General features: G+C 71.4%; 16 protein-coding genes and 1 riboswitch. Of the genes, 6 read left to right on the top strand and 10 right to left on the bottom strand.

The genetic code is table 11. The annotated features are described in order from the left end of the window. Window positions 1-9: 9 nt before the first annotated feature. Window positions 10-2,466: a S8 family serine peptidase gene (locus ACFHWU_RS21125; protein WP_416591395.1), complete on the top strand. Its 2,457-nt coding sequence runs from the start codon at window positions 10-12 to the stop codon at window positions 2,464-2,466. Between the two features lie 92 nt (window positions 2,467-2,558). Here the strand turns inward: ACFHWU_RS21125 and groL are convergent, their stop codons facing one another. Together groL and ACFHWU_RS21115 are read right to left on the bottom strand one after the other, a co-directional pair. Next, window positions 2,559-4,181 carry a chaperonin GroEL gene (gene groL / locus ACFHWU_RS21120; RefSeq protein WP_416551875.1) on the bottom strand — a complete coding sequence of 541 codons (1,623 nt, stop codon included), beginning with the start codon at window positions 4,179-4,181 and terminating at the stop codon, window positions 2,559-2,561. A 509-nt stretch (window positions 4,182-4,690) separates the two neighbouring features. Beyond that, window positions 4,691-4,894: a cold-shock protein gene (locus tag ACFHWU_RS21115; RefSeq protein ID WP_067305333.1), complete on the bottom strand. Its 204-nt coding sequence runs from the start codon at window positions 4,892-4,894 to the stop codon at window positions 4,691-4,693. Between the two features lie 296 nt (window positions 4,895-5,190). Here ACFHWU_RS21115 and ACFHWU_RS21110 point away from each other — a divergent pair, with 296 nt between their 5' ends. Further along, window positions 5,191-6,057 (top strand): serine hydrolase, encoded by an 867-nt coding sequence (locus tag ACFHWU_RS21110; RefSeq protein ID WP_416591381.1) that lies wholly within the window; start codon window positions 5,191-5,193, stop codon window positions 6,055-6,057. Window positions 6,058-6,251: 194 nt separating this feature from the next. Continuing rightward, on the top strand, window positions 6,252-6,755 hold the full coding sequence (locus ACFHWU_RS21105) for a GNAT family N-acetyltransferase (RefSeq protein WP_416552084.1): 504 nt from the start codon (window positions 6,252-6,254) through the stop codon (window positions 6,753-6,755). Between the two features lie 70 nt (window positions 6,756-6,825). Here ACFHWU_RS21105 and paaN read toward each other — a convergent pair whose 3' ends face one another. From paaN to ACFHWU_RS21075, 6 genes are all read right to left on the bottom strand, one after another. Further along, entirely contained in the window at window positions 6,826-8,502 is a 1,677-nt protein-coding gene (paaN, locus tag ACFHWU_RS21100) for a phenylacetic acid degradation protein PaaN (RefSeq protein ID WP_416591380.1), read from the bottom strand. Between the two features lie 14 nt (window positions 8,503-8,516). Then, complete coding sequence (locus ACFHWU_RS21095) at window positions 8,517-9,530, bottom strand: GNAT family N-acetyltransferase (protein WP_416591379.1); 1,014 nt, start codon at window positions 9,528-9,530, stop codon at window positions 8,517-8,519. Between the two features lie 325 nt (window positions 9,531-9,855). Beyond that, complete coding sequence (gene thrC / locus ACFHWU_RS21090) at window positions 9,856-11,160, bottom strand: threonine synthase (RefSeq protein WP_416551879.1); 1,305 nt, start codon at window positions 11,158-11,160, stop codon at window positions 9,856-9,858. Window positions 11,161-11,170: 10 nt separating this feature from the next. Continuing rightward, window positions 11,171-11,311, bottom strand: a riboswitch (SAM riboswitch). Window positions 11,312-11,429: 118 nt separating this feature from the next. Beyond that, on the bottom strand, window positions 11,430-11,801 hold the full coding sequence (locus ACFHWU_RS21085) for an STAS/SEC14 domain-containing protein (RefSeq protein WP_416591378.1): 372 nt from the start codon (window positions 11,799-11,801) through the stop codon (window positions 11,430-11,432). A 113-nt stretch (window positions 11,802-11,914) separates the two neighbouring features. Next, on the bottom strand, window positions 11,915-12,733 hold the full coding sequence (locus ACFHWU_RS21080; RefSeq protein WP_416551881.1) for an inositol monophosphatase family protein: 819 nt from the start codon (window positions 12,731-12,733) through the stop codon (window positions 11,915-11,917). 68 nt (window positions 12,734-12,801) lie between these two features. Next, the gene (locus ACFHWU_RS21075; protein ID WP_278171781.1) at window positions 12,802-13,062 is read right to left on the bottom strand and encodes a hypothetical protein; all 261 of its coding nucleotides are present in this window, start codon (window positions 13,060-13,062) and stop codon (window positions 12,802-12,804) included. Window positions 13,063-13,344: 282 nt separating this feature from the next. On the opposite strand from ACFHWU_RS21075, the gene ACFHWU_RS21070 reads away from it, so the two are divergent. Next, window positions 13,345-13,548 (top strand): hypothetical protein, encoded by a 204-nt coding sequence (locus tag ACFHWU_RS21070; RefSeq protein WP_416551882.1) that lies wholly within the window; start codon window positions 13,345-13,347, stop codon window positions 13,546-13,548. Window positions 13,549-13,771: 223 nt separating this feature from the next. Here the strand turns inward: ACFHWU_RS21070 and ACFHWU_RS21065 are convergent, their stop codons facing one another. After that, entirely contained in the window at window positions 13,772-15,790 is a 2,019-nt protein-coding gene (locus tag ACFHWU_RS21065; protein WP_416591377.1) for an Hsp70 family protein, read from the bottom strand. A gap of 166 nt (window positions 15,791-15,956) precedes the next feature. Continuing rightward, the gene (locus ACFHWU_RS21060) at window positions 15,957-17,426 is read right to left on the bottom strand and encodes a dynamin family protein (RefSeq protein ID WP_416551884.1); all 1,470 of its coding nucleotides are present in this window, start codon (window positions 17,424-17,426) and stop codon (window positions 15,957-15,959) included. A 396-nt stretch (window positions 17,427-17,822) separates the two neighbouring features. Here ACFHWU_RS21060 and ACFHWU_RS21055 point away from each other — a divergent pair, with 396 nt between their 5' ends. Then, window positions 17,823-20,168: a LuxR C-terminal-related transcriptional regulator gene (locus ACFHWU_RS21055; RefSeq protein WP_416591376.1), complete on the top strand. Its 2,346-nt coding sequence runs from the start codon at window positions 17,823-17,825 to the stop codon at window positions 20,166-20,168. Between the two features lie 164 nt (window positions 20,169-20,332). Beyond that, entirely contained in the window at window positions 20,333-21,982 is a 1,650-nt protein-coding gene (locus ACFHWU_RS21050) for a hypothetical protein (RefSeq protein ID WP_416551886.1), read from the top strand. The last annotated feature ends 31 nt before the right edge of the window (window positions 21,983-22,013 follow it).

The following is a 22,013-nucleotide window of genomic DNA, read 5'->3' as shown; positions in this document are numbered from 1 at the left end:
CCGTACCCGATGCAGCCGTCCGCCGCCGCCGGGCCGCCGCCGGCCAGCGTGTGGCCGACGGTCGCCGCGGTGGCGATCGCGATCTGGTCGGTCGGTGTGACGGTGTTCGCGCAGGCTGGCGGCTGGCTGACCGATCAGGTCCTGCTGGCCAGCGGGTTGCCCACCCCGGCGGTGGTCTGGCCGTTGATCGCGTTCGGCAACGCGCTGCTGGTCGGCGTACCCACCATGCTGCTGGCGCTGGTGCCCCGGTCACCGGCGGTACGGGCGACCGGCCGGGCCTGGCTGGTCGCCGCGTTCGCCCTCGGCGGTTTCGGGCTGCTGCGGGCCGTACCGACCGTCCACCACGAGCTGTACCTGGCCGCGCTCACCGTGCTCGCCGCCGGCGGCGCCGCCGGGCTGCGGGCGCTACGGCGCCGGGCCGAACCGGACCAGGCCGAGCCGGCTCAAGCCGAGTCAGGTCGGGCTCAGTCAGGTCCGGCCGAGCCAGCTCACGCTCAGTCTGACAAGGCGGACCGGATGGTCGCTGTGCTACTCGCCGTCGCGGCCGGGCTGGTCATGCTGCTGCCCTGGTGGTGGGTCGGCGCGCTGGGCGGCGCGGTGGAGACGGCACTCGCCGTCGCCGCAGCGGCCGCGACCGGCTGGTACGCCGCCGAACTGCTGCCCCGGCGGTTCTGGACGGCGATCGGTGCCGGCCCGCAGGGGCGCTCGGCGGTGCGCACCATCCTGCTCGGCGGGACGGCCGCCGGGGTTGGGCTGCTGCTGCTCGCCGCCGGCATCGGCCATCCCGGCGGGCAGCTGGCCGCGATCCTGGTGCTGCCGCCGATCGGGTACGCGGCTGCGGCGATCGGCTGGGCCGCCGACCGGTCCAGCGCGCCGGTCGGCGTACTGGCCGGGCTGTCCGTCGGCGGACCGCTGGCCCTGCTCGACCCGGAAGAGGTATCGCTGCTCCTGGCCATCGGCCGTGACCTACCGTTCTGGGCGTCGGTCGGTGCCGGCGTCGGAATGGCGCTGGCACTCGCGTTGGGTGTCGGCCTCGGCTTCGGTCTCGGTCGGCGACGGGCGGGTCGACCACCACGGCTGGCAGGTCGACCACTGCGGCGGGTGGCGGTGGCCACCGTCGTGGTGCTGGCGGCGGCCGGTGCCGCCGTGCACCTCGCCGTCGGGCAGCCGGGGCTGCACGGCGAACGGCTGTTCGTGATGCTGCGGGAACAGGCCGATCTGTCCGACGTGCCGCGCGGCACCGGACCGCAGGCCCGCGACGAACGGGTCCGGACGGTCTTCCAACGGCTGGTCGACACCGCCGAGGCCAGCCAGGCCGACCTGCGCGACGATCTGGACCGGTGGGGGCTGTCCTACTCGCCGTACTACCTGGTCAACGCGATCGAGGTGGACGCCGGGCCGGCGCTGCGGCCCTGGCTGACCCGGCGGGACGACGTCGACCGGGTGCTGATCAGTCAGCAACTGCGGCCGCTGCCGGCCACGGTCGAGCCCGAACGGGGCGACCAGCCCGCTCCGCGTACCCCGCCGTGGAACATCACCATGCTCGGTGCCGAACGGGTCTGGACGGAGCTCGGTGTCGACGGCGCCGGCATCGTGGTCGGCGCCTCGGACTCCGGGGTGGACGGCGACCATCCGGCGCTCGCGGACGGGTTCCGGGGCGGCGACGACTCCTGGTTCGACCCGTGGAACGGCACCGGTACCCCGACCGACAACAACGGACACGGCACCCACACGCTCGGCTCGGCCGTCGGCGACACCTCGATCGGCGTCGCCCCGGGTGCGTCCTGGGTCGGCTGTGTCAACCTGGACCGCAACCTCGGCAACCCGGCACGCTACCTGGACTGCCTGCAGTTCATGCTGGCCCCGTTCCCGACCGGGGGCGACCCGTTCGCCGACGGGCGACCGGAACGCGCTCCGCACGTGCTCACCAACTCCTGGGGCTGCCCCGAGCTGGAAGGCTGCGACCTGAGTTCGCTGCGGCCGGCCACCGAGGCGCTGGCCGCCGCCGGGCTGATGATGGTGGCCGCGGCCGGCAACACCGGCCCGTTCTGCAGCTCGGTCGATGACCCGCCGGCCCCGTACACCGATGTGCTGACCGTCGGCGCGGTAGACGCCGACCGGGAGGTTACCGACTTCTCCAGCCGGGGCCCGGCGCCGGACGGCACCGTCAAACCGGACCTGGTGGCACCGGGCGCCGACGTGCTGTCGGCGATGCCCGGCGGCGGGTACGCGGCGCTGGACGGTACGTCGATGGCGACCCCGCAGGTGGCCGGGGTGGTGGCGCTGCTGTGGTCGGCGCGACCGGAGCTGATTGGTGACCTGGACGGCACGGCGCGGATCCTGCGGCAGACCGCCGCCGAGGCCGGCCTCGGCGGCGGTGACACCTGCGGTGACCCGGCGAACCTCACCGGCGCCGGTCTGGTCGACGCGTACGCGGCGGTGCACGCCGCCCGGTCCGGCGGCTGATCGCCGCTCGGCCGGAGACGCCGCAGGGCGGTTACCGGGAAGCTGCCCGGTAACCGCCCTGCGGTTCTGTCGCTACTGCGGCGTGGCTGGACTCAGAAGTCCATCTCGCCGCCGCCCGGCGCACCCGCCGGGGCCGGGGTCTTCTCCGGCTTGTCCGCCACCACGGCTTCGGTGGTCAGGAACAGCGCCGCGATCGACGAGGCGTTCTGCAGCGCCGACCGGGTCACCTTGGCCGGGTCGATGATGCCCGCCTGCAGCAGGTCCACATAGTCGCCGTTGGCGGCGTTGAGGCCGTGGCCGGCCTCCAGGTTGCGGACCTTCTCCACCACGACGCCGCCTTCGAGGCCGGCGTTGACGGCAATCTGCCGCAGCGGGGCGTCCAGCGCGATCTTCACGATCTGCGCGCCGGTCGCCTCGTCGCCGACCAGGTCGAGCTTGTCGAAGGCGGTCTTGCCGGCCTGCACCAGAGCGACGCCACCACCGGGGACGATGCCCTCCTCGACGGCTGCCTTGGCGTTGCGCACCGCGTCCTCGATGCGGTGCTTGCGCTCCTTGAGCTCCACCTCGGTGGCCGCGCCGACCTTGATCACCGCGACGCCGCCGGCCAGCTTGGCCAGCCGCTCCTGCAGCTTCTCGCGGTCGTAGTCGGAGTCGCTCTTCTCGATCTCGGCCCGGATCTGGTTGACCCGGCCCTGGATCTGCTCGGCGTCGCCGGCACCGTCGACGACCGTGGTCTCGTCCTTGGTCACCTGGACCTTGCGGGCCCGGCCCAGCATGTCGATGGTCACCGCGTCGAGCTTCAGGCCGAGCTCCTCGCTGACGACCTGGCCGCCGGTGAGGATCGAGATGTCGGTCAGCATCGCCTTGCGGCGGTCACCGAAGCCGGGAGCCTTGACGGCAACCGACTTGAAGGTGCCGCGTACCTTGTTGACGATCAGGGTGGCCAGCGCCTCGCCCTCGACGTCCTCGGCGATGATCAGCAGCGGCTTGCCCGACTGCATGATCTTTTCCAGGATCGGGAGCAGGTCCTTGACCGAGGAGATCTTGCTGTTGACGATCAGGATGTAGGGGTCGTCGAGGACGGCCTCCATCCGCTCCGGGTCGGTCCAGAAGTAGGGCGAGATGTAGCCCTTGTCGAAGCGCATACCCTCGGTGAGCTCCAGCTCCAGGCCGAAGGTGTTGCTCTCCTCGACGGTGATGACACCTTCCTTGCCGACCTTGTCCATCGCCTCGGCGATGATCTCGCCGACGCTGGCGTCTCCGGCGGAGATCGACGCGGTGGACGCGATCTGCTCCTTGGTCTCCACGTCCTTGGCGAGCTTGCTCAGCTCCTCCGCGACGTTGGCGACGGCGGCCTCGATGCCCCGCTTCAGGGCCATCGGGTTCGCGCCGGCCGCGACGTTGCGCAGGCCCTCGCGGACCAGGGCCTGGGCCAGGACGGTCGCCGTCGTCGTGCCGTCACCGGCCACGTCGTCGGTCTTCTTGGCGACCTCCTTGACCAGCTCGGCGCCGATCTTCTCGTACGGGTCCTCGAGCTCGATCTCCTTGGCGATGCTCACACCATCGTTGGTGATGGTGGGAGCGCCCCACTTCTTTTCGAGCACGACGTTGCGGCCCTTCGGGCCCAGCGTCACCTTGACGGCGTCGGCGAGGGTGTTCATACCCCGCTCGAGACCGCGGCGCGCCTCTTCGTCGAACGCGATCATCTTGGCCATACGGCGTTGTCCTCCTGGACGCTCGCAGCACCGGAGCCGGTCAGCTCCGCCATGCCGCCTGCTCTACGCACCTTCGGACGTCGCTACCCAATGACAGTGACGTCCGCCGGCCGGGCCGGATAGCCCGCGACGACCGGCCATCTCCGTCACCCCGCGAAGCGGGACGACGGCGGTGGCCCCACCGCCCCGACCTTTGGCACTCCCGGTTGGCGAGTGCCAATCCTTGTTTAGCACTCTCCCCTGTCGAGTGCAAGCGAACAGCAACTTGCCGCCCGACGTACCCCTTCGGGCCGCACGGCCGCAGACGGCGGTCACGGTCAAGATCGGGTGGGCAGGATCGCCGGGCGGCGAAACGATGAAAGGCGCCGGCTCCACGAGGAGAACCGACGCCTTGCGGGTGCGCAGACCTGTGTCGAGCTATCAGCTACGTCGCCGTCCGGTCGGGCGGCCGCACCGGCCACCGAACGCGCAGTTGGCCAGCAGGGTGACCGCGCCGGCCAGCAGGGTGACTAGGCGATGACCCGGACCCTCTCCGCCTGAGGACCCTTCTGCCCCTGAGCGATCTCGAACTCGACGCGCTGCCCGTCGTCGAGCGCCTTGTAACCGTCCATCTCGATGGCGGAGAAGTGGACGAAGACGTCCTGACCCCCGTCGACCGCGATGAAACCGTAGCCCTTTTCGCTGTTGAACCACTTCACGGTGCCCTGTGCCACGGTGCACTTCCTCACTTCTGTCGTGCCGGGCCTCTGCCGGCCCTCTGACCGGCGTGTTCGCCGGCCGGAGCCACCGATCGGGACTCTCGTACGGGTTGCCCGAGTACAGCAGCCGGAATCGCACGCTACACGAGGTCTGACGGCACCGCACTATCCCAAAAGGGGACATCAACCCCCAGTCAAGTCTCCCTGGCACCACATTTCGTTGACCACGTGTGTCCCGTACACCGCAGAACGTGAAGCCCGGACGGCATCGCGCGCCTGGCAGCCGGGCCGCCCGACGGTCGGACCGCACCGTGCCCCGACGCGACCGCGTCCGCCAACGCCACCCGGCGGCCGCCGCCGTCGGGCTACTCATCGTGCTGTCGGCGTTCACCGGCGGCCTGCCCGGGGACGCCGGCAAACCACCGCCGCGCGAGCCGGGCTGGACCGTCGCCGACCAGGACCACGACCACCAGCAGCGCAGCGTGTTGCTGCGCGCCGGCCCGGTGCCGACACCGACCGACGGATTCTTCTCCTGGGCGGCGCTGAACCGGCGTACCGGGCTGATCACCGGGTCACCGAACTTCACCGCGCAGAGCGACACCATGTCGTTGATCAAGGTGTGGCTGGCTGCCGACGACCTGCGCCGCGCCGACGAGCAGGGCAACATGCTCCGGACACCCCAGCTGGCCCAGCTGTCGTCGATCATCCGGGACAGCGACAATCCCGGCGCGGACGCCACCTACGACCGGGTCGGTGGCCGGGAGTCCATCGAGCGGATGGTACGGCTCTGCGGGCTGACCGACTCGGCCCCGGAGCGCGACCGGTGGAGCAACACGGTCGTTTCCGCCCGCGATGTCACCAGGCTGGGGCGCTGCATCGCCGACGGACGGGCGGCCGGGCCGCAGTGGACGCCGTGGCTGCTGTCCGAGATGCGCGCCGTCCGCGGCGCAGGCGACTTCGGCCCACGGGACGCGCTCACCGCCGAGTACGCGGCCACCATCGCCATCAAGAACGGCTGGCTGCTGCGCGACGAGGACGGGCTCTGGCACATCAGCTGCCTCGCGATCGGGGAGACCTGGGTGATCGGCGCGCTGGCCCGCTACCCCGGGCGGCAGGGGCTCGACCACGGCATCGCCTACTGCCGGCAACTCGGCACGGCTTTGTTGCTGGTCGCGTGACCCCGTTGCCGGCGAGGGCGCGACCGTCGGCGGCTGGTGGCGTGACCGGTACGGGCCGGGCCGAAGGCGGGATTCCGGTTGTCTGCGAAGCCGCGCCGGGCGAGCATGCCGACGTGGAAACTGGGACCGGCCCCGCTCACGTCGTACCGCCGGTGGCCGCGGTCCGGCGGATCCGGGCCGACGACGCCGCCCGGATGCGCGCGCTGCGGCTGGAGATGCTCGCCGATTCGCCGCTGGCGTTCATCGAGCGGCTCGCCGACGCGGCGGCCCGTCCGCTGCACGAGTACGCCGAGCGGGCGGCCCGGTCCGCCGTCGGTGACCTGATCGCCCAGTTCGTGGCCGAGACCGGACCGGCCACCCCGGAAGCCGGCCCGGCACCGGCTGGCGAGCCGGCCGGCCGGCGGTTCGTGGCGCATGCGGGAGCGCACGTCTGGCGGGACGACGCGTCGGTGTCCGTCCTGTTCGCCGTCTACATCAGCCCGGCCTGGCGCGGCCGGAACCTGCTCGCCGAACTGGTCGACGCGGTCGCCGCCTGGTCACGCGCGACCGGTCGGCCGGAGCTGCTGCTGGAGGTGGTGGTCGGCAACGACCGGGCGGTACGGGCGTACCAGCGGCTCGGCTTCGCCGACACCGGCGTGCGTCTGCCACACCCGACCCGGCCGGACCTGACCGAGTTGCAGATGCGCCGGCCGGCGTGACCGGCCCGGCCAGCTGGCCGGGCCGGTCGGCATCCGTGGCGGGTCGGACGTGCCGGCGGGACTGGACGTTTCAGACGTGCCGGCGGGACTGGACGATCCGGAACCGGCCGGCGACGTACGCGCCGTCGGTCAACGCCGAGTTCGCCGCGGCGTTGGCACCGCTGGCGTGGAAGTCGGAGAAGGCGGCCGACTGGTTGACGAACACCCCGCCGGTGAGGTTCGCCGACAGGTGCACACCGACGTCCAGCGCGGCGGCCTCCACGTCGGCGAGCACCTGCTGGTCGGTCGAGTAGACGCCGGCGGTCAGCGCACCGCGGGCTGTGACCGTACGCCGGAATACTTCGACGCTGCGCGCGGTGGACCCGGTGGCGACGACGAAGCTGACCGGCCCGAACCACTCCCGGCCGTAGACGTCGTCGGCGTCCGCGCCCAGCTTGACGACCAGTGGGGTACGCACCACTGCGTTCGGGTACGCCGGGTGGCTGATCTCCCGCGACTCCAGCACCGGCTCGCCGAGCTTCGCCGCTGCGGCGAGCCGGTCGAGGACCGCGTCGTCGACGATCGCGCCGATGAGCTCGACCGCCCGCGCCGGATCGCCGGTCAGTTTGCCGATCGCGGCGGCGATGCCGGCGGCCACCTCGTCCGGGCTCTTGCGCCCCTGATCGGTTTCGATGCCGCCGGCCGGCACCAGGATGTTCTGCGGCGTGGTGCACATCTGTCCGCTATAGAGTGACAAGGAGAAGGCGATGTTGCGGCACATGCCGACAAAGTCCGCCGTGGAGTCGACGATGATCGTGTTGACGCCGGCCTTCTCGGTGTAGACGGTGGCGTGCCGGGCGTTGGCCTCCAACCAGTCGCCGTACTCGGTGGAGCCGGTGAAGTCGATGATCCGCACCTCGGGGCGGCCGGCGAGGACGGTCGCCAGCCGCTCGCCCGGCGCCTCAGCGGCGAGCTGCACCAGGTTGGGGTCGAAGCCGGCCTCGCTGAGCACCTCGCGGGCGTAGCGGACGGTGATCGCCAGCGGCAGCACCGCGCCGGGGTGTGGTTTGACCAGCACCGGGTTCCCGGTGACCAGGGAGGCGAACAGCCCCGGGTAGGAGTTCCAGGTCGGGAAGGTGTGGCAGCCGATCACCAGGGCGACGCCGCGCGGCACCACATGGAATGTCTTGGTCATCCGCAGCGGCTCGCCGCGGCCGGTCGGCTTCTCCCAGCCGGCGGTGCGCGGGTGGCGGGTCATCTCGGCGTACGCGTAGGCGATGGCTTCCAGGGCGCGGTCCAGCGCGTGCGCCCCGCCGGCCTGGAACGCCATCACGAACGCCTGACCGGTGGTGAACTGCACCGCGTTGGCCAGCTCGAAGCTGTGTTCGTGCAGCCGGGCGAGAATCTCCAGACAGACGCCGGCCCGACTGCGCGGTCCGGCGTCACGCCAGGCGGGCAGCGCGGCCTGGGCGGCGGTGATCAGCTGGTTGACGTCGGCGCGGGGGTACCGGACGCCGAGTTCGATGCCGAACGGGCTGTCGTCGGTGGCGACCGCTTCGCCGGTGGCGGTGGGCTGGTCGAGGGGGAAGTCCTTGCCCAGATAGGCGTGGAACGCCGCCGCGCCCTCGGCGGCGGCGTGTTCGCCGTAGATCCGCGGGCTCGGCGACTCGGGGTAGGCCGACCAGTAGTCGCGTTCGGCGATCGCGGTCAGCGCGCGGGCCAGGGTGTCGGCATGCGTGACGTACAGCGGGTGCGGGGTCTCCGTCATTCCGCCATCATGCCTCAGATGGTCTGCTGCCAGTTCTGCCAGATGTCGACCGCCCGGAAGCCGATCGCCTCGTTGATCGCGATCATGTGCTGGTTGCTGTCGGCGTTCCAGGTGTCGATCACCCGCAGCGCCGGTTCGTGGCGCAAGGTGAACCGCAGGTTCTCGATCTTGACGATGGTGCCCAGCCGGTGTCCGCGATGATCCGGGGCGACGATGGTGATCTGCTGGTAGGCGTGCCAGTCCGGTTCGGCTGGCCGGGTGATGTTGCTCCAGGCGACGATCCGGCCGCTGTCCAGATGCCGGGTCACCGTGTGGTAGCTGCGGGTGCGGGCCGCTTTTCGGGCCAGATCCGCTTCGTGGATCCGGTCGGCGTCGACGTTTTCCGGCTCCCACTCCAGGTCACCCATTGGCGAGTCGGTCACCATCCGCCCGTCCAGGTAGGCGAGATCGGCGCGGTACTCCTCCGGGCAGGGCCCGACCCAGGTCAGCAGCTCGTAGCCAGGGGCGCGGTGCCAGTACTCGGCGAGCATCATGTCGAGCGCCGGCTGGTCGACGGTGTCGATTTCGAGCCGACGGCGCGCCTCGACCAGGGCCGATTTGACCCCCATGGCGTGAGCGAAGGCGGTCGGCGCCGGGTCGCGGGCGACGCCGCCGGGCATGGTGTCCGCCGAGTGCCCCATGATCCGGGTCCGGCCGGTCTCCCGGACCCGCCGCACGGCGTACGCGTACAGCGCTCGACCGATGCCGCGCCGCCGGTGCGCGGGGGCCACCTGGATGTCCACGCCGACGTTGTCGAGGTTGTCGAGCAACGGGAACTCCATGGCGACCAGCCCGACCGGTACGCCGTCCACACTGGCCAACGCGGCTTCGTACCGTACGCTGTGCCGCTGATGCCGCAGCAGGGCCTCGAACCACTGCCGGGGCGCCGGCGGCATGTCCGGGACAAAGCGGGCCGACCGCCTGATCTGGTACGCCTGCTCGAAGGCGGCCTCGTCGGCCGGATCCAGCGGGGTGATGGTGATGTCCATGCCGTCGAGCGTGACGGGGCCGGGCCAGCCGCGCGACCCAATTACCGGCCGGGGGACGTTGGTCGGGAGGACGCTCGCACAGCGCCTCCGGCGCCGCCGGTCGTTGGGACCCGGGGTTGAGATTGTTGCCAAGCTCGGTCGGGGCCCTTACGGCGAGTCGTCCTCCCGCACAGAGCATCCTGCGCCGTGCAAGTGCAGTCGTCAAGACCCCACCGGCGTATTTTCTCGACCTATGGCAAAACACTGACTACGGACCGCACATGAACATCGGCTGATCGGCGTACGCCGATCAGCCGATGCAGTGGAGGGTGTGCTGGTCAGAAGGTCAGCCGAGTAGTCCGGCCGCACGAACCGAACGCAACGACGGCTTCACCCGGTGAGTCGGGCCGACCTGCCCGGCGACCGCGTCGATGGTCTTCAGACCTTCGCCGGTGTTGTAGACGACCGTCTCGGCGGTCGGGTCCAGCTGTCCGCTGTCGACCAGTTTCTTCAGCACCGCCGTGGTTACCCCGCCGGCCGTCTCGGCGAACACCCCGGTGGTCCGGGCCAGCAGCCGGATCCCCTCCCGGATCTCGTCGTCGTCGGCGTAGTCCATCCAGCCACCGGTGCGCTGCACCGCCTCCAACGCGTACAGACCGGCGGCCGGGTCACCGATGTTGAGCGACTTGGCGATCCCGGTCGGCTTCACCGGCACGATCTGGTCGGTGTCGCGGTGCAGCGCGGTCGCGATCGGGTTACAGCCGGCGGACTGCGCGCCGAACACCCGCCAACCGTTCGCCGGCGCGTCGACCAGGCCGATCTCGACCAGCTCGGTGAACGCCTTGTCCACCTTGGTGAGCAGTTCCCCGCTGGCCATCGGAATCACCACCTGCTCGGGAATCCGCCAGCCGAGCTGCTCGGCCACCTCGTAGCCGAGCGTCTTGGACCCCTCCGCGTAGTACGGCCGCACGTTGACGTTGACGAACGCGGTGTCCTCGAACTCGTCGGTCTCCACCAGCTCGCTGCAGAGCCGGTTCACGTCGTCGTAGGAGCCGTCGATTGCGACCAGCTCACCGCCGTACACCGCGGTGGTGACGATCTTGCCGGGTTCCAGGTCGCCGGGGATGAAGACGATCGACGGTACGCCGGCGCGGGCGGCGTGCGCGGCGACCGAGTTGGCCAGGTTACCGGTGGAGGCGCAGGCAAACCGGGAGAAACCGAGCGTACGGGCGGCGGTGAGAGCGACGGAAACGACCCGGTCCTTGAACGAGTGGGTCGGGTTGGCGCTGTCGTCCTTGACCCACAGCGGCGCCCGGATGCCGAGCTCGGCGGCGAGCGCGGCGGCCGGGACGAGCGGGGTGAAGCCGGGATCCAGGCTGACCCGAGTGGCCGGGTCCTGGCCAGCGGGCAGCAGCGGGGCGTACCGCCAGATGTTGGCCGGACCCGCCTCGATGTCGGCCCGGGTGACGCGAGCGAGAGCCGCCGGGTCGTAGCCGACCTCCAGCGGCCCGAAACACTCGTAACAGGCGTGTTGCGCGGCGAGCGGGTACTCGGCACCGCAGCCGCGACAGACCAGGACACGGGCCGGGCTGGTGGTGCTCACCGGGGCGGAGTCAGGGCTGGTGGTGCTCGCGTCGATCAGCGACGTCATGGCGGCTGTCCTCTCATCTTTCCCTGCGCCGCGCGGTGCGACGGGGACGGAATTGGCACCTGCCCCGGCTGGCCGATTGCGACCGGCGCGACGGGTGGGGTGGTTGCCGGGGCTTCATCGGGCCGTGTCCCTCTGCCCCTCTGGATGAGGTATGAAGTTGTGTTCCCAGCGAGTGTACGGGCGCTGGTCGGACCGGGCACCCGGCGATCCCACGGTGTGAGCAAGCCCGCACCCGCCGCCACCGAAAGGCGCCCATGTGCGACCGGCCGTCACACCGGGCGGGCTCGGCGCAGCCAGTCCCAGGCCTGCCGCTCCGCACCGGCGTGGAAGTGCCGCAGCTCGATCGGCGTCATTGCGCCCGAGGCCCGGGTCACCCACTCGGCCACCCGGTTGCCGCCGACCACCGCCGCCCGGTCGATGTCGGTCAGATGCTCCCGGGCGAACCGCAACCGGTCGTCGATCGCCGAGAGCTCCATACCCGGCCGGCTGTCGTCCGGCAGCCGGCCGAGGACCGAGACCGAGCCGTACTCGGCGATCGCCGCCCGCAGCTCCCGGTCCAGGTCGCGGTACTCCTGCTCGGTCAGTTTCCCGGCTACCTCGTAGCCGAGCACGTTCCCTTCCTGCCCGATCTTGGTGATCATCCCGTTCCTTCCCTGCCGCCGTCCGGATCCCGGATACCGCCCGGTCGTCGACCGACGCGGCCGTCCACTGCCGTTCCCGGATGGCGATCCCGCACACCTGCGAGTCGCCGTCGTCAGGTGAGCCCGCCGTCGTCAGCCGCCGCCCGTACCTGCGCGAGCACCTCGTCGAGCAGCGGTGGAGCCGCGGCGATCGTCGCGAACGAGTCGAGGCTGTGCGGCGTACCGTCGATGTCGACGACGGCGGCGCCCGCCTCCCGGGCGATCAACGTGCCGGCGGCCATGTCCCACGGCTTGTTCGACAGGGCGATCGACACATCGGTACGGCCGTCGGCCACCCAGACCAGGTCGATCGCGGCGGAGCCGAGCATCCGCACCCGTAGCGCGCCCCGGGCCATCCGCTGGGTGAGCGCTAGCCGGGCGGCGTTACGCTCTGCGGCTTCGTCGCCCACCGCGAAGTCACCGAGGTTGACCAACGCGTCGGGCAGCCGCGTCGTGCCCCGCACCCGGATCGGCCGGCCGTCGCGCCACGCGCCGCCGCCGAGGGTCGCGGTGTACCGGCTGCCCAGTAGCGGCAACTCGATCACCCCGACCACCGGACGCCGGTCCCGGACCAGGGCCAACGACACCCCGCACAGCGGTACGCCGTGTGCGAAGTTGACCGTGCCGTCGACCGGATCCAGCACCCACTGGGGCCCGTCGCCGACCCCGGAGACGCCTTCCTCCTCGCCGAGGAACCCGACGTGCGGGGTGGCGTCGGCCAGGAAGGCACGCAGCTCCCGTTCGACAGCGAGATCCACTTCGGACGCGTAGTCCCGGTCGCCCTTGCCGGCCAGGTGTCCGGGCTCACGGGTACGGATCAGCTCGGCACCGCGTGCGGTGGCCTGTGTCGCGATTGTGAGCAGGTCGTCCAGGGCAAGCGAATCGTCAGCCATGCCGCCAACCCTAGACAGGCCACCAGCCCGGGACACACCGCCAACCGGGACAGCCGGTCGACGGCTGGTCAGAAGCTCGACGCGTACCCGCGGCTCGACTCGATCGCGCTCTGCGCGAGGGCGGCCGCTTCGGCCAGCTTCTGCTTGGCCTGCTCGACCTTGGCGATCGTCTCGGCCACCTGCGAATGGCTGGACCCGCTGGTGATCGCCCGCAGCGCGGCCCCGCTGGTGCTCAGCGCCTCCGCACTCGCCCGAATCGCCCCCACCTGCTGGCCGAGTTCGTCACCGAACCGGGCTACCCCTGCCTTGACCTCTTCGACCGAGCTCACGCCTGAACCCTCCCCATCGGACGACCACCGGACCGGTACGACGCTACCGGACGTGAACCATCGTCGAAGTCCACCGGCCGACCAATGCAATCACTAAGAGTAGTCATAGCGAGTCAAGATGTAGCAGCGGCGGACCCGCCGGAACGGCCGGTGGGCACCGGTCCCGGCCACCCACCGGCCGGCCGGTGCACCTTTCGATGATCACCGACGGCGACGATAAGGTAGGCCCGGCCGTGTGGGGCAGACCACGCTCAAAGGTCACGCTCGAGGTATGGAGTCGCTGTGGGACAGGGTCGCAATCAGGTAACCGCGCTGATCGAGTCGGATCACCGACGCCCGGTCCGGCCGGTACTACGGAGGCGGGACGTCGCCGCCTACACCGGGGCGACTGTCGAACACGCGCTGCGGCGGTTCATGCAGCTGGGTTCGGTCGGCGTTGACGACCGCGACACCGACCCGGGGCTGCCCCGGGTCGGTCGCCACTGACGAGCGCCGGAGCCGGCCCAGGTAGCCCGGCTGGTGAAGGCGACCGAGGGCGGCTGTACGGCGACCGCCCTCGGCCAAGCGTCACGACCCAGTCGGACTGACCGGCACCCGGTCCCAGGTCACCGGCAGACCCGCCGGCATCCAACAGCCACCCGGCGAGTGTTCCCGTGCCTAACAGCATCTCCACACAGGAACACTCGCGCGGTCCGGGTCGGCTACCGGGTCACTCCCAGCGAATCTTGACGCAGTTGCCGGTGGTGTAGCTGCCGTTGTCGTGCTGCGCCAGTTCGTGGGCGGAGTTCGCGATCCGGGCGCACACCTTCGGCTGGTCGCCGACCGCGTTGATGAACGCCGGGTCGTCGGTCCAGACCACCGACGGCTGCTTGGCCTCGACGTACCAGAATCCCTGCTGGCCGTCGGGGACGTGGCTGCCCATGATGTGGTCCGGCGGGTTGGTGCCGTCGCTGCCGTAGATGTGCAGGTGCCATCCGCCGTTGGTGGACGGCTGGTTCCCGCCGAACTCGGCCTCGTACTCCACGGTCAGTTTGCCGCCAGCGACCCGGGCCGAGGTGAGGCAGACCCAGGTCCAGTTGCTCTTGATCTCGTCAGTGCACTGTTCGTCGGCCGGAATGTCTGGGGTTTCCGGCTCCGGCTCGCCGGTCTGCTCCGGCTGCTGAGCCTGCGGCTGTTCCGCTCCGTCGTCCTGGTCCGGGCCGGGCGTGGCCAGGCCGCTGGCAACCTCTCGGCCGTCGTCGCCCTGTCCGCTGGTCAGCGCGTAGGTGACCCCGACGCCAGTGAGCAGCACCACCAACACGGCGGCGGCCACGATCAGCGGCCCCCGGCCACGCTTCGCCGACGACTTCTCCCCACCGCGTCGCCCCGGGGAGTCTTCAGTGCCGATGGAGTTCGCCGAAGCGAATGTCTCGGTACGGGACGGATAGCCGCTGCCGACGTCCGGGCTGCCGCGTCCGACGGAAGCAACGCCAGTGACGCCAGCCGGCGGCGGCGACGTGCGGTAGCCCGCTGCGGAGACCGGGGTGGTCGACGCGGTCGGCGGAACCGGCGCGGTCGACGGAACCGACGCGGTCGGCGGCACTCGGTAGGTGCCGGTCGCCGCAGCCGGCGGAGCCGGGATCGGGGTCGGGGTCGGGGCGGGCCCGGCCGGCATCGTCTGGCCGGTCAGCTCCGCTGCGGCCAGCCAGGCGGCACCGAGCGAGACAGAGTACTTGGGGTGTGCGTCCACCGCCACCGGCCGGCCCAGCTCGGAGCCGACCAGCTGGGAGACGATCGGCATCCGCGACGACCCACCGACCAGCAGCACCGAGTGCACCTGCTCCGGCGAGCAGCCAGCGGACCGTACGGCCCGGTGCAGCGCCTCGATCGAGCCGTGCAGCACCGGGCGGACCATCGCCTCGAGCTCGGAGCGGGTGAGCCGGATCTCGGTGGAGATGTTGGGCAGCAGCACCGGGATCGAGGTGTCGGTGTCCGACGACAGCGCCTCCTTGGCCTGAATGCACTCGTCGCGCAGCCGGGCGACGGCGGCGATCGCCGCCGGATCCTCCTCGTCGAGCTCCTCGAGTTTTCCGCCGAGCGTTGCCCGGACATGGTTGAACACCGCTGCGTCGAAGTCGATGCCGCCGAGTCGCTCGATGCCCTCCGGCTGGCCCATGATCTCGAAGCCGGTGGGGGTCTTGCGCAGCATCGCCGCGTCGAACGTCCCGCCACCCAGGTCGTAGACGGCGACGATGGAACCCGGCTCGATCCGCTGCTGCTCGGCGTAGTTGATCGCTGCGGCGGCGGGCTCGGTGGTGTAGGTCACCGGCACATCGAGGTTGGCCATCCGCACCGCTTGGCGGAGCAGGTCGAGCTTGTACGGCCCCCAGTTGGCCGGGTGCGAGACGCAGATCGCCGCAGGGAAGCTACCCTCTCGGCGGGCCACCTCCTCCACCACCGACCGTAGCAACCGGGACATCAACGCTTCGGCCGACTGCGGTACGCCGCCGAGCAGGATCGGGGTGGTGTCGCCGAGCCGCCGCTTGAACTCGCGGGCCACCCGCTGCGGCTCGGAGAGCCCACGACGGTGCGCCGCCTCGCCGGTGAGGAACGTCTCGTCCTGCCGTAGCAGCACCACGGATGGGATCGCGGAGCTCCGGCCGCCGAGTGAGACGGTCTCCACCCGGCCTTCCCGCCAGATCGCTGCCGCCGTGAACGTTGTGCCAAGGTCAATGCCGAGTGCGTACATCAGGGTTGCTCCGATGAAGTTTGTGGAGACAGGTATGGCCGGGTCTGGGTGGCCGACCGCCGGTGCGCCGCACACCACAGGGTCGGACAACTGCTGGAAACGGTAGTGGTACGAGGCGAGCGTCCGGCGGCGCCGCTGGGCCGGGGGGATCCCGCCGGGTACCCGGTCACCGGGGCCGCCGCTGGTCGGCGATGATGCCCTCGCAGGACCGAACCGCCACCCGGGCGGCCACGGCCAGCTCGTACGGGGTCATCGGGCTCTCGGCGCGCCGCTGCCAGCGGCCCAGCGCCTCGACCGCGCTCTCGGTCACCTCGGCGGTGGTCGCGTCGGCCGGCAGCCGCAGCCGCTGGTGCGCCGCCGCACCGGAGCCGCCGATCACCTGCTCGAGCTCGGCGACCACCGGGGCCTTGCCGGTGATCCACCCCGCCCGCAGGCTGGACAGTACGCGCAGCTCGTTGAACGGGTGCGCCGAGGCGATGATCTCCTCGACCGCGCCGGCCACCTGCTCACTGCCGGGTCGGACACAGACCCGGGTGACGTCGGAGAGCGCCAGCAGCGCCGACCGGGACTTGAGCACGTCCCGGCGCTCGAAGAACAGTGAGCCGAGGACCTCCCGCAGCTGGGTAAGCCCGCTGCGCTCGGTCAACTCCTGGGAGAGTTCGGTGGCGGTGGCCACGCCGTTGTGGCGCAGCATCGCGGCGGACAGTCGTAGACCAAACATGCCGAGCCGGGCCAGCAGCGCTTCCCGTTCGATCGTGGTCAGCCCGAGTTCGGGCATGTTCTGCACGAACCGGTCGGCGGAGAGCAGCAGCTGCTCGGCCTGGGCCACCGGCAGTTCGGCGACCCGGCGCAGCTGCGCGACCTCCACTTCGGTCAGCGTCGCGGCGGTCTCGGCGAGCAGGCCGGCGACCGGGACGACCGACTGCACCAGCCGTCGCACGTTCGCGTCGGTACTCAGCCGTTCGGCGATCCGCCGGGCGGACGCCATCGCGTCGAGCCGCCCGACGCCGATCTCGTCGGCCCGGGACAGGATGCCGATGGCGTTGACCGGGTTGGGCCGGGACACCTCCACGTCGTGGAAGGCCCGCAGGAAGTCGACGTCGTTGGAGTGCAGGTGGCGCATCAGGTAGACGACGGCGTCGGCCGGGGTCTCCTCCTCGTCCGGGACGAGTAGGTCCCAGGCGCGCCGGGAAGTTTGCTCGGAGAGCGAACCGATGCCGGGAGTGTCGATGAGCGTCACGTTGCGCAGTGCCTGCGACGGCCAGGTGATGTCCAGTTGCGCGACGTCGTCGACGGACAGATTGCCCAAATCGACGTCGATGGCGCCGTCCTCGCGGGTGAACCGGAGCTGGCGTGGCTCGCCCTCGGTGGGCGTCGCCAGCACCCGGTAGGTATGTCCGTCCTGGTACCAGGTGACGATCCGGGTGCACTCCCCGGCGTCGGTCGGGGCCAGCCGGTCACCGACCAGCGCGTTGAGCAAGGTGGACTTGCCCGCTTTGACCCGACCGGCGATCGCCACCCGCAGCGGCTCGTCGAGCCGGTCGCGGACGGTGCTGAGCCGCCGCTCGTACGCGGTGCCCCGGTAGACCTCGATGGCGTGGCCGAGCACGCTACGGGTCCGGTCGATCAGACTCATCTGGTCACCGCCGGTGACCGTAGCCTGGGGATATGGCTACAAACCAACTCGGACTCCACATTTTTCACACCGCTACTTCCTAGTCCGCCGGGGATGTGTCGTGTTGTCTCGCTCGTCGGAGTCGGCCATCGGTATCGGACCGACCCACGGATCCACCCGGGCAACTCTGTCGATCAACGAGTTGCTGACCGGCTGAACAGCCCAGCCGGGAGGCACAGCACAGCTGACCACGCGCACGTTCGGCGGCCGGCGGAACGCACGTACGGGATACGGCACACTCAGCGCCCAGGTCGGGCCGAGAGTACACGGTACACGCGTACGGGGTCAGGCCATGCGTCGGCCTGCGGAGCCGTCCGTACACTGCCTCACTGACACGGGCAAGGAGGGGCTGCACCGGTGACTGTCGTGGTGGGTGTGGACGGTTCCGGGCGATCGCGGCGGCTGGGCGAGATCGCCGCAGCCGCCGGCCGACCGGCCGTACGCGTGACGCCCGCGACAACCGACGACCTGCAGGTTCTTCTCGATCAGGCCCGAGCTGACGACGCCCTGGTCCTGGTCGACGACGCGCACCACCTGACCCCGGCAACCTTACGGTCACTGACCGTGGCTGCTCACGGCGGGGTGTCGATGGCGATCGCCCGGCGTCCCACGATCACCGGTCCGGAACTCGCCGACCTGGACGAGGCGGTCTCCGGGCAGGGCCCGGTCGAGCGGCTCGGCCCACTCGCACCGGCCGCCCTGGCCGAGCTGGCAAAGGAGGTCCTCGGCCGGCCGGCCACAGCAGAACAGCTGGACGCGCTCCAGGTTGCCTCCGCCGGGCTGGCCGCCGTCGCCGTCGCGGTCGCCGCCGACCCGGCCGGTACGCCGCCCGCGCTGGTCGCCCGGCTACAGCGTCGATTCGCCGCCGCCGGACATGACGCCGCCGGACGCGATGTCGCCGGGCTGGCCGCGGTCCTGGCACTCGACCTGGACCTGGCCGACGGCGTGGTCTGCGCCGCGACCGGCCTGGACCCGGCCGAGGCGGCCGCTACGATGCGGTCGCTGCGCGACGAGGGATTACTCACCCCCGACGGGGAACGGATGATCCCGGCGGTCGCCCGGGCGGTGCTGTTCGACCTGCCCCCGTCGGAGCGTCGTCGGCTGCACGAGACCGTGGCCACGGCACTGCTGGCCAGCGGTGCCGACCCAGTCCGCGCCGCCGGACAGCTACGCGCCGCGCGGGCCCGGACCCCGACCGCCGCCGACGTCTACCGGCAGGCCGGCGACCGGTTGCGGTTTACCGACCCGGGCAGCGCGCTGACCTGGTACGACGACGCGCTGGACGCCGGCGCCGAGCCGTCCACGGTGACCGCCGGACGGGCCGAGGCGGCCACCCTGCTGGGGGTGCCGGTCGACCTGGACGGGCCGGCTGCGGCACCGGCCGACACCGGCCGGATCGCGCTGGTCGCCGGGGCGGCGGCGGCGTACGACGGCCGCGCCGGTCGAGCGGCGGAGGCGTTGCTGGGCGCCGACGCTCCCGGCCCGGTCCTCGCGGTACCGGCCCTGGTGGTCACCGGTCAGCTGGCCGCCGCGCGGACGGCGGCGACCGGATCGGCTCCGCTGCCGGTGCGGCGACTGGCCGACGCCGCGCTGGCGATGACGGATCCGGCGGCGGCGCTGCCGTTGCTGATCGAGGCCGCCGAGAGTTTCGAGAAGGCACCGCCCCCGGTTGCCGTACCGGACCTGCCGCACGCGGTCGGGGCGCTGGTCGCGGTGGTCGCCGGCGACTCCGCTACCGCCGAGCATCTGCTGGAGCGGGCGTCGACCAGCGGGGCCGGTGGTCCCGTCGCACTGGACCGGCACCGGACGTTGCTGGCCTGGGTCCGGATGCGTACCGGCCGGTACGACTCGGCCGTCGCCGAACTGCGCCGGCTGTCCGGTGCCATGCTGCCCGGCCGTGAACGGCTCACCTACGCCGGCCTCACCGCCGGGATCGCCCGCCGCAGCGGGGACATCGCCCAGCTGCGGACGGCCTGGTCCGTCGCCGAGCCGGTGCTGGCCCGGCGGGCCGTGGACCTGTCCCAGCTGGAAGTGGTCGAGGAACTACTGGTCGCCGCTGCCCGGCTGCGCCACCACCAGCGGATCGCACCGGTCCTGGCCGACCTGGCCGGCATCATCGACCAGCTGGGTCGACCGACGGCATGGACGGTGTCGCTGAGCTGGATCCGGTTGCAGATCGCGGTCGTGGGTGAGGAGCCGGCGGCGGCTGCGGCAGCGGCCGACGAGCTGGGTTCGCTCGACCCGGGCGGATTCCGGCAACAGGCGCAGTGCCGGGCCGCCGGCCGGTGGGCCGCCGTACTCGCCGGCGAGGTCGACCCGGACGCGGTGTTGGCCGACGCCGCCGAACTGGCCGCCGCCGAACTGCCCTGGGAGTCGTCCAGACTGATCGGCCAGGCAGCGGTCCGTACCACCGACGCGTCGGCCGCCCGCCGGCTCCTGGAACGAGCCCGGGAACTGTCCCGGATGGACCCGGTGCCGGACGAGTCGCGGCCGGAGGCCTCGCACGGTGGCCTGTCGGACCGGGAGGTCGAGGTGGCCCGGCTCGTGCTCGCCGGCCGGACCCACCGGGAGATCGGGACGCAACTCTTCCTGTCCCCCAAGACGGTCGAGCATCATGTGGCCCGGATCCGCGGCAAGTTGGGGGTTACCACCCGGGCCGAGATGGTCGCTACGCTGCGAAGTCTGCTCCCCGAGGAGTCCTGACTTGTCGGTTAGCTGACCTGAGCTTGGTGGCACCCCCCTAGACCCCAGAACCTGGCAGGGGGGAAGCCCCGATGCGAGGGGCGGGCGTCGACCCGCAGTCTTGTACCTGTCCGGCCGATCGGACGGACCAGAACCCCTACGAACCACGAATATCAGGAGACATCATGGCCGCGGTAGAAGTCACCCCGTTGATCGTCGAGAAGGTCAAGGCGCTGTTCGACAAGGTGTTCAGCAGCGAAGAAGAGACCGCCAAGTTCCTGGCCGACCCGGAGGGCGCGTTCGCCGCCAACGGGATCGAGGCGGAGACGCTCAACGAGCTCGACGTCGACCAGATCGTCAACGAGGCGGCGTTCGGCAGCAGCGAGGGATCCGGTGGGGGCGGCTTCGCCGGAGGTGGGGGCGGCGGGGGCGGCGGCTTCACCGGAGGGGGTAGCGGCGGGGGCGGGGGCTTCGCTGGCGGGGGGGCCGGTGGAGGCGCCGGAGGGGGCGGCGGCTTCACCGGAGGGGGCGGCGGCGCCGGTGGGGGCTTCGGCGCCGGCGCCGCCGCCAACGTACCGACCCCGGAGGTCGTGCAGCAGGTGACCCAGGTGACGCAGAACTTCACCAACCAGAACTTCATCGACAACTCGCAGACCTTCACCGACAACTCCACGGAGATTGACAACTCGGTGGACGTCGACGTGGACGGTCCGGTGCTGGGCGACATCGACGTCGACTCCGAGAACCTCAACCAGACCGGGGACGGCAACGTCGCCAACACCGGTGACGGGGACGTCAACGCGGCCACCGGCGACGGGGCGGTGGCGCAGCAGGGCGACGGCGACCAGGTCGCCGCGACCGGCGGGTCGGTAGCGGCCGGCGACGACGCGTTCGGCGTCACCGGCGACAACTCGTCGCTGGAGTTCGTCGACGGCGACAAGGTGATCGCCGACGATGGCGCGGTGGTCGGCACCGGCGGCGGCGACGTGCTCGGTGCGACCGGTGACGGCGCGTTCCTCGGCAACTCCGAGTCCGGCGACGTGGTCGGCAACACCGGCGACAACGCCGTCACCGCAGGCGACGACATCGACGGCGTGGTCAACACCGGGACCAACTCCGGCGTGATCGCCGATGGAGACGTCGACCGGACGGTGCTGGGCGACAACACCGGGATCGTCGCTGACGACGTCGACAAGGCCGTGGTCGGCGACAACAACCAGGCTGCCCAGTTCGACATCGACACCAGCGGGGCGGCCGGCGGCGACGCCAGCGGCACCGGTGGGGCCGGCGGCGTCGGTGGCGACGCCGACGCCGACGGGGGCAACGGCGGCGACGGCGGGACGGGTGCCGGCGTCGGTGCCGGCGTCGGTGTCGGGTTGCGAGGCAAGGGCGAAGGTAAGGGCGAGGGTGACGGCGAGGGCGGCGACGGCGGGGCCGGCGGGGCCGGCGGCACCGCGACCGGTGGCAGCGGTGCCGGTGGCGCCGGCACCGGCGGCAACGCCAGCGGCGGCGACGGCGGCGCGCTCGGGCCGATCAACATCAACTTCGGGGGCGGCAGCCAGCAGAACACCACCGACTCGAGGATCGAGGACTCGTCGCTGGCCTCCGGGGGCGACTCGGCCAGCACCCAGGACTCGTTCAACGACCAGTCCACCAACGACTCGTTCAACGACCAGTCGACCGACAACTCGGTGAACACCGACGACTCGTTCAACCAGGAGGACTCCTTCAACCAGGAGGACTCGTTCAACACGGAGGACTCGTTCAACACCGACGACTCGTTCAACAACACCGCCGAGGCGGACACCACTGCGGACCCGACCCTCGGGGCGTGACCGGACAACCACGGAGCGGGCCGGACGTCGC

The organism is Micromonospora sp. LOL_015, assembly GCF_048060275.1.
Lineage (GTDB): Bacteria > Actinomycetota > Actinomycetes > Mycobacteriales > Micromonosporaceae > Micromonospora_E.
The sequence above is the reverse complement of the archived record's forward strand: the minus strand, read 5'-3'. Positions and strand labels throughout refer to the sequence as shown.